This is a genomic window from Paenibacillus sp. JT31N17 (genome assembly GCF_056269255.1).
The window spans coordinates 63,816-77,180 of record NZ_JBWDNP010000017.1; the positions used below are offsets into that span (position 1 = coordinate 63,816).

Genomic DNA, 13,365 nt, shown 5'->3' on the forward strand with positions numbered 1-13,365 from the left:
TGCCTATTGACGCTTCCGGCTAACTTGTTCGTTTTCCCAACTGCATCTTACCCCATGGAGCTTACTCCATGTCAAGTTGATATATATTCCCCGATGCCGGTGAATTTGAGTCCGGGCATAGTGAATTAATTGACCGTTGGAACGATTGCGAACCATTTAGCATAGAAAAAAAACCGCCAGACAAAAATTGGCCGGCGAGGTTTTCGTTGTTCAATCCTTACCTCTATTGGCAATCCGGAACTCCGAAGGAGAAATCCCATACATCCGCTTGAATTTGGAGCTGAAGTAGCTTGCATTGGAGAACCCGGTCAACTCGGCAATATCCCATAAACCAAGCGTTGTCTCCTTCAGCAGCCTGACAGCCTGCTCCATGCGCACCTCCGTCACATACTGGATGAAGCTTATGCCTACCTTGGACTTGAACAGCTCGGAGAAATAAGATCGGTTGTAATTAAAGCGTTCCGCCAGCATGCTCAGATTAAGCTCGACCATATAATTCTGATGAATGAACTGCTGGGCCGCCTGCACGGCGGAGAGCTCCGCATCCTCCGAATCCGCCTGGGTCTTGTGGATTTTGCTGCCTAATGCGACAAGAAAGCTCTCCGCCTTCTCCACCGTATCGAATTCCAGCACACGGTCTGGCCGGATCCACAGCTGCTCCCTTCCCGCAAGCTCAACGCCCGCAGAGTGAGCCAGAGCATCCAGCAGAAAATAAAATTGAACAATCAACTTGACGAAACGCGCCTGGGATTGCCTGAAGGCCTCCGCCAGCTCCTTGTGGATGGTTTCCTCGAAAGCGCCCAGCTCGCCATTGATGATGTACCGGTGAATCACCTTCGACATATCCTCGGTCAGCACCGCCTTCGCATCACCCTGCTCTTCGGATTTGCGGTCCATCCGGTTCTGCGGGAGATTCCACTCCAGCAGGGAAGACATGCAGCCCTCCTTCCAGGACTGGAAGCCCGTAACCGGCTGCCCGATGCCAATCGTCGGCTCAAACGCCAGCTGCTCCGCAATGCATGCGCGTAAAGCAGCCGCGAACACGGCAATTCCATGCTCGTCATCGGGCAGGATGAAATGCATCAGGCCCGGATAATTGGCATCGCGAAATACCTGCGGCTGTTCCGGAGCCGGATACGTCTGGGCGAATTCCCGGCAGACCATTTCGAAGGGCATATGAAATTTATCCGGGGTGCGCAGCTGCGCATCATTATGCACCGACCTCTCCCGAAGGCCTGCCGTCAGGAAGCGCACGCGCCTCTCATCCCAGTCATCCAGCCCAAAGCGTCTGGAACGCTCGATCACATCATCCTTCCGCTTCAGCTCCTCCTTGACAATATAGAGGATAAAATGCTCCTTCATTTCCTTAAAATACTGGGAAAGCCGCCACTGGACCAGCTTCTGTTCATCTTCATCCTTGCGCTCGTCATCCAGCTCGCCGATTACACGCGTAAGCGCCGTCAGCAGTTCTTCCCTGGATACCGGCTTCAGCAGATAATCCCGGGCCTGATTCTTCAGGGCCGCCTTGGCGTAATGAAAATCCTCATAGCCTGTCACGACAATGACCTTAAGGGCGGGATACTGCCTGCTGCAGGCTTCCAGCAGGGAAACCCCGTTCATGACCGGCATATTCATATCGGCAATCATAATATCGATCTCTTCCTGCCGAAGCTTCTCCAGCGCTTCAGCTCCATTGGCGGCCTCCGCCGCGACTGTGGCATTCAGACTGTTCCAATCCACCTTAAGCTGCAGGCCAAGTCTGATGTCCGGTTCATCATCCACGATCAATGCTCGATACATCCGGGTTTCCCTCCTGTGCAGGCAAAATTAATGTAATGGTCGTACCTTGCCCATAATAGGATTCAATGTTGAAGCTGAAGAGCGCTCCATAATAAAGGCGGCAGCGGATCAGCACATTCCTCAGGCCGATCTGACTGGTTTCGTTGTTGAGCACATGATCAAGCTGCACCGAAGCGGATTCCGCCTGCAGCCGCTGGATGATTTCGGGCGGAATGCCCGGCCCGTTGTCTGCAACGGAAAGCGCAAGCTGCATGCCCTCCCTGCGGATTCCGATGTGGACAACAGCGCCATTCCGGTGCTGGAAGCCGTATTTGACGGCATTTTCCACCAGGGGCTGCAGAATAAACTTGATGACCTGCAAATCGTCCAGCTTCCCTTCCTTAATCATGTTAATTTCCAACCGCTCGCGGAATCGAATCTGCAGGATCGACGTGTAGTAGTTCAAGTACGTCAGCTCTTCCGTGAGCGATATCGTATCATGGTTCACTTTGAGCGAATAACGCATCATTTTGCCCAGCGACTCAATGACATGAACCGTATCATCCGTGCGCTTCTGCATCGACAGACTGGTCAGAAGCTCCAGCGTGTTGAAGATAAAATGCGGATTGATCTGCATCAGCAGCGCCTTGTACTCCGCCTGCTGCCGGAGCAGCTTGAGCTCGAATTCCGTCTTGATATGATCCCTGAGCCGTCTGACCATATTGCGGAAGGCCTCGGTCACGAAGCCCACTTCATTGCGGATGCTCTTCTCCGGCGGTATCCGGTTCTCCGCCATGTCGAAATCGCCTGATTGAATGGAACGCATGGCGGAAGCCAGCCGGGAGAGCGGCTTCGTTATGCCAACAGACAGCCAGCTTGCCACCAATATGGCAGCAATACATAATAAAGTCGTAAAAACGATAATATAAGTGCGGAGCTTGGTCAGCTTGGCATACAGCTCGCCCTCGGGAACGAAGCCAACCAGCATCCAGTCGTAACGTTCCAGCTTTTTATAAACGAGCACATCAGTAGACCCGGACTTATTGCGCAAATAAACCACGCCCTGAATCGACGGCATCTTGCGGATGTTCTCCACCTGGGCAATCGTTTCTTGATGCGTGTAATATTCATCCTGGGATAAAATAGGCTTTCCTTCCGCATCCAGCAGAAAAATTGTACCGCTTTCACCAAGATGAATGCCGTTTAAGGGCTCCAGCAAGAAGTCCGACCTTACATTGACTTTCATGAGGCTCTTCGAGAGCGAGGGCTCGAAGGTGCCGATCGGCAGCAGCAGACTGACGACCTGATAAGGCTTGATGCTGGTCTGCTCATCCGGGTCATTATGAGCCGACACCCACTGCACGCTGTGATTCTTGAAATTCTGATACCAGTCCGTGGACATGAACGTGCTGTCCTTCACCACCTGATTATCCGCGCTGATCCGAAGACCCCCCTGCCGGTAAACCGTTACGGAGGATACGCTTGTATAGCTGTTGATCGTCTTGGTCAGAAACTTGCTCAAATCGATGTTGTACAGCATCTTCTCGCCTTCGCTCAGCGTCTTGTCCGCCATCGCATCATTCCAGCCCTTCGTCGTGTCGCTGTTAAAGACGATAGAGGACAAATCATAGGTTTGCACCAGCGCCATATGGATAAAAGAACCATACTCATCCATCTTCTCCCGGGCGGAGGATTCAATATATGACCGGATAATAGAACGCGATTGATTGAACAGCAGCACCGACATCGTTCCTGCGGAGAACACAAGCAGCAGGACAAAGATGGCGATCAGCCGGTTCTTTAAGGAATAAAACAATCCCTTCAGCCCCTCTGTAAACCCGAATAAGCCTTATAATACCCATTCGGGCACAATCAAGCAATCCTCTTTCGGTACGGAGAGGTGAATTGTTCATGTTAAACAGGCTCAGTATCGTCTTTGGATACCGTGATTGACACGAAACTAAATGGTGTCATATAATGATAAAGCGAAACCAAATAGTTTCATATTTTTTTAAGTCATGGAGGTTGTGCTCATATGCAGGAGGAACTGCTGAAGAAGCTGCGCTACAAATCCGGACAAGCTCTCATTCTCAACGCTCCGGAGGGCTATACGCTTGGTATTGAGACTGGTTCGGATGCGGGTCCCGAAGCTAAATTCGAATTTGTGCAGCTCTTCGTCAACAACGCGGCTGAGGTCGATGAATGGGCGCCAAAGGCCATACCGCTCCTGAATGAGGAGGCCGTCTTCTGGATTACGTATCCGAAGCAAAGCTCTAAGGTCAAGACCGATATCAACCGGGATACCCTGGCGGAACAAATGCAAAAGAATACAGCCTACAGTCCGGTCAGCAATGTCGCCGTGGATGACAAATGGTCCGCTCTGCGTTTTCGTCTTAAAGATAAGGTGAAATCCAAAAAATAATTTCCGGGCATCGCCACTTCATGGCTGTATTCATCACAAAAAACACTATTGGAGGATTTCTCATGAATAACAATGCACAAGGATCACTGCCGGATATCCGGCAAACGCATGTATTTAACGCGCCTATTCAGAAGGTATGGGATGCCGTTGCCACATCGGAGGGAATCGCGGCCTGGTTTATGCCTAATGATTTCAAGCCGGAGGAAGGTTATGAATTTCATCTGGAGGCAGGGCCATTCGGGAGCTCTCCCTGCAAAGTAACGGAGATCGATCCTCCGAACCGCCTGTCCTTCCTGTGGGGCAAGGACTGGACGCTGACCTTCGAGCTGGCCGATCTCGCAGGGAAGACGGAAATCACCCTGATCCACAGCGGCTGGGATGTGGACAAGGTTACCGAATTCGGCCAGTCCCACACGCAGATCCGCGAGAACATGGCTCAGGGCTGGGCGGGTATTACCGCCGCATTGGGCAAATATGTCGAAGCGTGATGCGGCCGCATCCGCCCCGAAGCACGATGTATTCCAGGCGATCGCCGATCCTACCCGCCGCAGTCTGCTGATGCTGCTCGACGGGAAGGAAATGCCCGTCACCAGCATTTCCGGACATTATCCCATGTCCCGGACCGCGGTATCCAAGCATCTTCGCATCCTGACGGATGCCGGCCTGCTCCGCGAGCGGAAGGTTGGCCGCGAGACCCGCTACCGGCTCGATCCCGAGCCCCTGCTGGAGCTGAAGCGATGGCTTGCCTATTACGAGCGGTACTGGGACAACAAGATGTCCGCGCTCCGTCGGTATGTGGAGGAAGATACTGCGCAGGGCGATCTCCCGCTTCCGGGAGAATCTCAGAGCGGGGAATAACGGAAGGGCCGGTTCTCCTTCGAAGGGCTGCATCTTCTCAAAGAATGCCTGAATTCCTGAAAATCGCAGGAGTTCAGGCATTCCTTTTGGATATGGGCAAATAACGATCCGCTGCGGCTGTGGCCAGTCCCGCAAATCCCCCGGCAGCACCGGTTATATGGGCTTCATCAAGTACCGAATAATAATCGGCTCTGTTGATGAATTCTACAAGAGTTCCTGCTAAACCTGATACTGCCTAATGAAATCAATCGCTTTGCGGATATCGGCTTCCGGGTTTTCCACTTCACGCTCGACGGTCAGATAACCCTTATAGCCTATCTCGTCCAGAGCGGCAAAATAGGCCTTGAAGTCTACCTGCCCTTCACCGAGCGCGACCTCGCGGAAGTACTCCCCGGAGGAAACCAGCCTCGAAACTTCCTTCAAATCCCATGGCTCATACCCCAGCGGCACATACACATACCTTGAATCAAATTCCTTGTACCGGATGCCGTCCTTTACATGCGTATGCACGATATAATCCTTGAGAATCCTCACCCCTTCGACCGCATCATACCCATTCACCATCACTAGATTGGCGGGGTCATAGTTGACGGCTACGCCGCGGGAACCGAGCGAATCCAGAAACCGTTTGAGATTCGCCGGCGATTCCGGTCCCGTCTCAATGGCAAAATACGCATTCAGGCTGTTGGCATACCCGTTCAACTCCGCGCATGCCTTCTGCATTTCCTCGTAAACCTCGCTGTCCGTATCTTCGGGAACAGGACCGATATGCGTAGTGACGATATTCGTTCCAAGCTCGACAGCCAGGTCAAGAATACGCTTGGATTTCTCGATTTTCATGGGATTGACGATCTTGTCCTGGAAGCCGTGGCCCCCCATCTCCCCGCACAGCGCACTGATCTCCATCCCATGAGAAGCAAAATAATCACACAGCTCCCTGCGGTCAGCCGGCTTCAGATTCGCCGGGTCCATTTCCCCTTCCACCGCATAAATCTGCACGCCGTCCGCTCCAATCTCCTTTGCCCGAAGCAAACCCTTTCGAACGCCTAACCCAAAGCTATCGACAATGACACCAAGCTTATTGTTTGCTAACATACCGCTCATTCCCCCCGGTTTTGTTTCAGAATGGCCCGCCGATGTTACCTGCTCCCTGCCCATCCAATCTTCACGCTGCTCACTCGTAATAGCCCCTGTCCTGAAGCTGATTCAAGGGAAGCCGCAAAAAAATCGTCGTTCCCTGATCGATTTTACTGACAATATCGATTTGGGCCTCATTCCCGTAATAGACCTTAATCATGCTGAATACATACTGCAGCCCGATTCCGTAACCCAGGCTGCCGCCGCCCTTCGCGGGGCTTAACAGCAGGTTTACCTGCTCCTCGGTCATCCCGGCGCCGCTGTCGGATACATTGATATAGAGGTAGCTGCTATCCGCATGAATGCGGACTTCAATGGCGCCTTCTCCCGTTTCTTCGCCCATTCCATGATATAAGGCATTTTCCAATAAGGGCTGTAAAATAAAACGGGGCACATAGGCATGATGAATGCCTTCCTCGATAGTGATCCGGACATCAAAGGTGCAGTCGTACCGTATACCCTGCAGCGCAATGTAATCCTGCATCGCCTTGATCTCGTCCTGCAGCAGAACAAAGCTGCCTTCCTTGCCCAGGTTATGATGAAGAATCCGCGTAAATATGGAAATCAAACGATAAATTTCCTCCTGATTATTCATGCGTGCAATCCATTGGATCGTATTCAAGGTATTGTGAATAAAGTGGGGATTGATCTGATACAGCAGCTTTTCCACTTCCAGACGGGCTTTGTCCCTTTCCTTGCCTTCAATTTCCTTGAACAATACAAGCACGTGATCCCGCGAGCTCTGAAACTCTCTCAGCAGGGAATCAAATTCGACGATGCCTGTCATCTTGATTATGGCCGGTGAATGATCCTCATTCGTAATCGTCAGCTGCATTTGTATTTTTTTTAATGGCCGGTATACGATCCGCCATACAAGGGAGGCAAGCAGCACACTCAAAGCCAGGCACAGCAGACCGGTTCCCATATAGGTGTAGAGCCATTTGCGAAATTCAATATTAAAGGCATGACGCTCAATGGCGACCCCCAGCGTCCAGCCTTGCTCACTGGTCTTATTGAACAGGATAGTGGAATGAAGCGCGTTATCCGTTACGGCCGTTCCAAGCGGATACTTCATTTCGTCGTCGCTATAGACGATTATGCCATCCTCATTGATCAGATAATTGACAACGGGCATCCCGTATTTGGCTTTGGCCAGTATCTTTTCAAACAAGGACAGATTGGTCTCCACATAAATATAAATGGGTTTCTGATCCGAATTGGTCACATCAACCGGACGCAAAAAAGAAAACACCTGATTATTCCCGAATGTATAGGCTGTCTGATGAGGACCGTAAAATTCTCCCCCTTTAGTCCGCGCAAGCAGCGTCTGATTGAAGAGATATTCCTGATTGACGGCCATTGTCTCAAAATTTACCGTTCCGTTCTCGGAAAAATAATAAAGCATCAAGCCTAAATCCTTATTGGTAAAATTGATCAGGTTCATGCTCGCGCGGATTTCCTGCTGGCTGCGAAACTTCGCTACGATACTGGGGTTGGACAGCATCGCATACAGGTCCTGGCCTACGCTGCCCTCCGCTGACAGCTGCAAGGAGGCGTATTCCATATTGCTCAGGGTATTCTCCAGAGAGATCGATATATTTTCAAGCGTGTTGTTAATCCCGCTCTCGATTTTGTTGCGATAAATATTCTGGATCGACAGATAGGATACGATTCCCAAAAGCAGCAGCGGAATGAGCGTATAGAGAAACAGTATCGTAATCAGCCTATTCTTCAGCGAACGCCGCTTGACCTGACTCCCTCCGCCCTTCACCATGCGTCCCCGCTCTTCAGGAGATTCTTGCGGTAGTCTGTCGGATATTGTCCCGTGTGATCGCGAAACAATTTGCTGAAATATTTCTCATCCTTATAACCTACTTCCGAAGCGACCGCATACATGGGAATGCTGGTGAGCGCGAGAAGCTTCCCTGCTTTAGCCATTCGGAGTTCCTTCAAATATTTGCCGAACGGCTTCCCCGTCAGCATCTGGAAGCATTCGCTGAAATACCCGCTGCTCATGAAGACTAAAGCGGCCAGCTCGTCACGGCTGACAGAAACATGCTGCTGCATGTAACCGATCGCCTTCACGATACTGACGATCACTTCGAAGGAGTAGGGAAAGGCCTGCATGCCTTTCAGCAAATCATTGCGTATGGCCTCTAGGAAACGCACATGATCATCCCAAAAAAACAAAGCATGGCATTCTTTCATGTATTCCCGGTGGATTCCCTCAGGGAAAATCTCCTGCCATGGGCAAATGGATGAATAAATGATGTTGAGAAGATGAGTCCTGTCGGGAATAGACTGCTTGCTGTCCTGGAGCAGCTTTTCAAAGACCGCATCCTGATAAACCCAGTGCAGGGCCTCCCATTCCTGGCAAACAGACGATTCCATCCCTTCATTTCTGTCGCCACTGTGAAAATCCAGCAGCTGCTGCTGGGATATTTCATAAACAGTCTGGTTGACGGAGCCCTCAAAGAACAAGGTGGTGGAGACAGCTGCCTGAAGAGGCTTTTTATGCTGAAGCAGAGGGTTGTCCTTTAAATCCGTGACGATGACCAGGCGTAATTCTGTTGAACCCAAGAGGCTCTGATGAAGCTGTTTCAATTGGCTTTCTTCCCAATCCAGGCTAAGCCACATTCCAACGCCAACAGCCAAGAAACGGTGCGTACCGGATTCTTCGGGAAGGCTCTGTGAGGGGGAAACCGAGAGATCGACCAGAATGCTGCCAACCTTTTTCTCCCTGACCGGGGCTATCGCCCTGTGCGCTTCTTCCATGCGAATTCTGCCGGTAATGCGGGAGAGCACCTTCTCCACGCTTTCCTTCTCCAGCTGCGTCTTCACGATATAATCGATGGCACCGACACGCATGGATTCCTGAATATGCTCAAATTCCTGATGGCAGGTCAGCACAACGCTCCAGACGCTCGGGTATTGCTGCTTGACTCTTCTCATCAATTCGAGCCCACCCATAACGGGCATCGTCAAATCGGCAATAAGCAAATGGACCTCATGGTTCCTCAAATAGGCCAAAGCTGCTTTTCCATTGCTTGCCTCACCTACAATCTCAATGCCAAAGCGAGCCCACGGGGTCGTGGTGATAAGGCCCTTTCTGACTAACTTCTCGTCATCCACAATTAATGCCTTGATCATGGCTAGCTCTCACTCCTTTATGCAAATGCCCGTGAAATAGGTCGAATGGGTTGTTCTAGCTATCATAGCCACAGTCGCATTTATTTTCAAGGAGCCGCCAACTCACTCTTTTACCGAGCCCATTACAATTCCATGTACAAAATAACGCTGCAAAAAAGGATAAATGATCAGAATCGGCACCATCGCCACGACCAGCTTCGCCGCATTCAGGGTTCTCTCGGAAGTATTCATAACCTTGATCAACTGCTCGGTGGTTAAATTTTTTATCAGCTCGGGATCAATCTTGACGACCAGCTGTTGAATATAGGTCTGGAGCGGATACTGCTCCGGCCGGTTCATGAAGATCAAGCCATCCAGAAAAGCATTCCAATGATTAACGATGCTGAACAACGAAACGGTCGCCAGTGAAGGCAGCGCGAGCGGCAGGTAGATCAGTATAAGCGTTTTCCATGGGCCGGATCCATCGACCACCGCGGCCTCCTCCAATTCCTTGGGCAGGCTGCGGAAGAAATTCATCACCAGAATGACGTTGAGCACCGGCACCGCTGTCGGGAGAACCAAAGCCCAAATGCTGTTCTGCAGGCCCAATGAGGTTACAACGATGAATAATGGAATAAGCCCGGCAGTAAACAGCATGCACACAACCAGAAACCACATATAGATATTGCGCCCGGGAAACAGTTTCGGCTGCTTGGACAGCGGATAGGCCATCAGCACCGTAACGGCAAAATTGATCGCCCCGCCCAGGAGCACCCGCTTAACGGAAACGCCGAAGGCCGTAAAAAATTTCTCGTCCCCCAGCACGATCTGGTAGGAGCTCAGATTAAACCCGACAGGAAAGAAACGAACAAGTCCCGCATTAGCCGACGCTTTCTCACTGAAGGAAAGCACTACCGTGTACCAGGTCGGGTATAGACTCAGCAGGGTGACGACAGCCAGAAAGAGAAGGATTCCCGCGTCAACAAGCCGAACGGATAACGTTTGTGATCTTACCATGATCGATTCCCTTCCAACTAGAATATTCGGTATTTGGCAAATCTGGCGGCTAACAGGTACGAAACAATGATGAGAATAATGCTGACGACCGATTTCAGCAGCCCAACGGCGGTCGCAAGACCGTACTGCTGCTCCAGAAGACCGATTCGATAGACATACGTATCGATGATGTCGCTTGAAGAATAAACAAGCGGATTATATAAATTAAATACCTGGTCAAAGCCCGCATTCAATATATTTCCCAAGCTTAGGGTGGATAGCAGCACAATGGTCGGGGCAATACCCGGCAGGGTGATATGGAGCAGCCGCTGCATGCGTCCTGCGCCGTCAATAGCTACAGCCTCGTACAAAGCCGGATTAATGGCCGTAAGTGCGGCTAAATAAACGATCGTATTAAATCCGAATTCCTTCCATACATCGCTTCCAACCAGAATACCGCGGAACCAGGTATTGTCGGCCAGGAAGATCCTGGCCTCGAAGCCAAACAGGCCAAACAGCTGATTGACGACGCCATCCAGTGAAAAGATGGATGCCAGCACGCCCGACAAAATGACCCAGGACATAAAATGCGGCAGGTAAACAATCGTCTGCACCCAGCGCTTGAACCAGCTGAGGCGTACCTCATGAAGCAAAAGAGCAAAAACAATCGGGACGATCAGATTGGCAATCGTCTTGAGAACGGCAATAATCAGGGTATTCATAAATACACTGCGGATATCCTTCAGATGAAACATGAAATCAAAATTATCAAAGCCTGACCATTCCTGTTTCCAGACCGACTTGCCCGGTATGAAGTCCTGAAAAGCAATGGCAATGCCAAGCATGGGAAGAACGCTGAAAATAATCAGCAGAATCATGCCGGGAAGCAGCATCGCATGATAATGAAGATAGGTCTTTTTGTTTTTCATCGCTAACCACCGTCATCCAAATTTTGTGTAAAAAGGCGCCGATCCCGGACCTGACGCCTTTTTGCGAAATGTTATTGCTTGGCGGCCTCCTGGACCTCTTTGACAATGTCGTCTCCGCCCGCGCTCTTCCAATCGGCTACGTATTGATCAAAGGAATCGAGAGGCGCCTCGCCCACAATAATTTTCAGGAAAGCTTCGTTCTCCATTTTTTGCAGAATGGCCCATTTCTTCTCCATCGTCTTTGTTGTGCCGAAGAACTCGCTGCGGGTGATATTGATATCGCTTCCTTCTACTACCGCAGAGCCGACATACCTCGCGGTCGCTTCACTCCAGGCGCTAAGATCCTTCTTCGGCGATTCCTCATTGATTTTCCAGGCTTCATACCACTTCTGCACTTCGCCGCTGGCCTCCGATTCACCCTTGGAATCGATCAGCTCCTTCAGCTTCAAGTAACCTTGATACACGATATCTTCATAGTCGACACCCAGCGAAAAGGGAAGGGCGCTGGAATCAACCACAATGCCTTTGTACAGATCGGCAGCATCAGGATCCACATTTTTTCCTATGGCCAGCATCTCGTTCAGCACCTTCACAACCGCTTCGGGATGCTTGTAATCCTTGTTCACCACAATGAAATTAGTCGACGGATTCTGATCGTAGGTGTTGAACTTTCCGGCTTCGTCAAGCGGCGTGGTAAAAGCAACCCATTCCGCCTTGGAATCATTCTTGACGGAATCCTTCAAGGCGCCGTATGGAAACCACCAGGGCGCGAAAGCAATTCCCACCTGACCTGCTGCGACCAGCTCGTTCGGGTCCTTGCGGACGATAAACTCTTTGTCAATCAGACCATCCGCATACAGCTGATGAAGCTTGTCCAGCGCCGCTTTCATCTCTGGAAAGTTCGAGCTGTAACCGATCTGACCCGATGCATCCTTCATCCATTGACCTTTGTAAGCATGGAGGGCGCCGAGAATCGGATCAAATCCGTGATTGGTGTTCAGCCCTGCCAATGCGGGCACGCCAGTGAAGCCATACGTATCTTTCTTGCCGTTGCCATCCGGATCGTTCTCTACGAAAGCTTTGGCAATCGCTATCAGATCATCCAGTGTCTTGGGAGGCTGAAGGCCTTCTTTCTCCAGCCAGTCCGCTCTGATCCAGGTCAGGTTGAATTCGCCGCCAATATTGGTGGAGGGAAGCGCCATCAGCTTGCCGTCGAAGGTTGCTTTGGACAACACACGATCATCATAGGAATCATAGACTTCTTTGACCAGCGGACTGGCGGTCGTTTCATAACCGCTGGTCAAATCAGCAATCTGCTCCGTTTCCACGAGCTGCTTCAGCTGCTGCTCATTGACGGAAAACACGTCCGGCAAATCGCGTGTGGAGATGGCAAGCGATATTTTCTGCTGATAGGCTTCGGGCGTTTCGACCAGCCAATCATTCTCGACCTTGATATTGAATTTTTTCTCCATAAATTGGTAATAGGCATTGTCGTCGAAGGTTTCTCCGGCAGGCAGCCCGGAATTTTTGGAATTGATCACTTTGGCTACCGAGAACGTTACAGGCTCCTTGTAGGCGGTGAAAGGTCCCGCGCTTGCTTCGTCCGCCTGCGAATTTCCTGCGCTTTTGTCTGTATCCGCATTATTGTTGCTGCCGCAAGCCGTTGTTGCCACCATCATTGCTGCAATAAATAAAACAACCCATTTTCGATTCAACCTGATTGCCCCCTTAGTTAATTTATGCGTATTTAAAGGTTTCCTAACGTTAGTATAGAGGCTGGAGGGAAGGACCCGGGAGAGAATCTCGTCACAGCAGGGGGGAATTTCAACCGTTCCTTTGCCCGGTAAGGAGATGATAGCAGGCGTTATCCCAATAACCATTCTCGTCAAAGATCACTCGCTTCAGTACCTTCTGCTCCATATCTCTAATTACCAACAAACCGCAAAAAGGATGAAGTCCTGCTTCACCCTCACAAGAAAGGTCTGCCTGAGCTCCTGTAAGCCATAGGAGTTCAGGCAGACCTTTTGATTTTACAGCGTCAGCTATGAAGAAATTGCAATTATACGGGTATTCCCCTCTCCTTGTCTCCCTTATCACCTGCTTCAGTATAGGAGA

General features: G+C 50.7%; 11 protein-coding genes. 3 read left to right on the top strand and 8 right to left on the bottom strand.

The features are described from left to right. Positions 1–210: 210 nt before the first annotated feature. Together AC0YOB_RS32425 and AC0YOB_RS32430 are read right to left on the bottom strand one after the other, a co-directional pair. Positions 211–1,800, bottom strand: a complete 1,590-nt coding sequence (locus AC0YOB_RS32425; protein WP_475796302.1) for a response regulator — start codon at positions 1,798–1,800, stop codon at positions 211–213. Beyond that, complete coding sequence (locus tag AC0YOB_RS32430; protein WP_475796303.1) at positions 1,775–3,595, bottom strand: sensor histidine kinase; 1,821 nt, start codon at positions 3,593–3,595, stop codon at positions 1,775–1,777. Before AC0YOB_RS32430 ends, AC0YOB_RS32425 begins: the two co-directional genes overlap by 26 nt. A gap of 219 nt (positions 3,596–3,814) precedes the next feature. Here AC0YOB_RS32430 and AC0YOB_RS32435 point away from each other — a divergent pair, with 219 nt between their 5' ends. The 3 genes from AC0YOB_RS32435 (at position 3,815) to AC0YOB_RS32445 (ending at position 5,059) form a co-directional block, all read left to right on the top strand. After that, positions 3,815–4,201: a hypothetical protein gene (locus tag AC0YOB_RS32435; RefSeq protein WP_475796304.1), complete on the top strand. Its 387-nt coding sequence runs from the start codon at positions 3,815–3,817 to the stop codon at positions 4,199–4,201. Between the two features lie 62 nt (positions 4,202–4,263). Next, entirely contained in the window at positions 4,264–4,689 is a 426-nt protein-coding gene (locus tag AC0YOB_RS32440) for an SRPBCC family protein (RefSeq protein WP_475772350.1), read from the top strand. After that, complete coding sequence (locus AC0YOB_RS32445) at positions 4,676–5,059, top strand: ArsR/SmtB family transcription factor (protein ID WP_475786743.1); 384 nt, start codon at positions 4,676–4,678, stop codon at positions 5,057–5,059. The genes AC0YOB_RS32440 and AC0YOB_RS32445 overlap by 14 nt, the downstream gene beginning before the upstream one ends. 219 nt (positions 5,060–5,278) lie before the next feature. Here the strand turns inward: AC0YOB_RS32445 and AC0YOB_RS32450 are convergent, their stop codons facing one another. From AC0YOB_RS32450 to AC0YOB_RS32475, 6 genes are all read right to left on the bottom strand, one after another. Then, positions 5,279–6,154 (bottom strand): sugar phosphate isomerase/epimerase family protein, encoded by an 876-nt coding sequence (locus AC0YOB_RS32450; protein ID WP_475796305.1) that lies wholly within the window; start codon positions 6,152–6,154, stop codon positions 5,279–5,281. A gap of 79 nt (positions 6,155–6,233) precedes the next feature. Then, positions 6,234–7,970 (bottom strand): cache domain-containing sensor histidine kinase, encoded by a 1,737-nt coding sequence (locus AC0YOB_RS32455; protein ID WP_475796306.1) that lies wholly within the window; start codon positions 7,968–7,970, stop codon positions 6,234–6,236. Beyond that, a complete protein-coding gene (locus tag AC0YOB_RS32460) occupies positions 7,964–9,346 on the bottom strand; it encodes a response regulator transcription factor (protein ID WP_475796307.1) in 1,383 nt (460 codons plus the stop codon). Before AC0YOB_RS32460 ends, AC0YOB_RS32455 begins: the two co-directional genes overlap by 7 nt. Before the next feature lie 102 nt (positions 9,347–9,448). Then, positions 9,449–10,342, bottom strand: coding sequence for a carbohydrate ABC transporter permease (locus AC0YOB_RS32465; RefSeq protein ID WP_475796308.1), 894 nt, complete (start codon positions 10,340–10,342; stop codon positions 9,449–9,451). A gap of 17 nt (positions 10,343–10,359) precedes the next feature. Beyond that, entirely contained in the window at positions 10,360–11,250 is an 891-nt protein-coding gene (locus AC0YOB_RS32470) for an ABC transporter permease (protein WP_475796309.1), read from the bottom strand. Between the two features lie 71 nt (positions 11,251–11,321). Beyond that, a complete protein-coding gene (locus tag AC0YOB_RS32475; RefSeq protein ID WP_475796310.1) occupies positions 11,322–12,965 on the bottom strand; it encodes an extracellular solute-binding protein in 1,644 nt (547 codons plus the stop codon). Positions 12,966–13,365 lie beyond the last annotated feature (400 nt).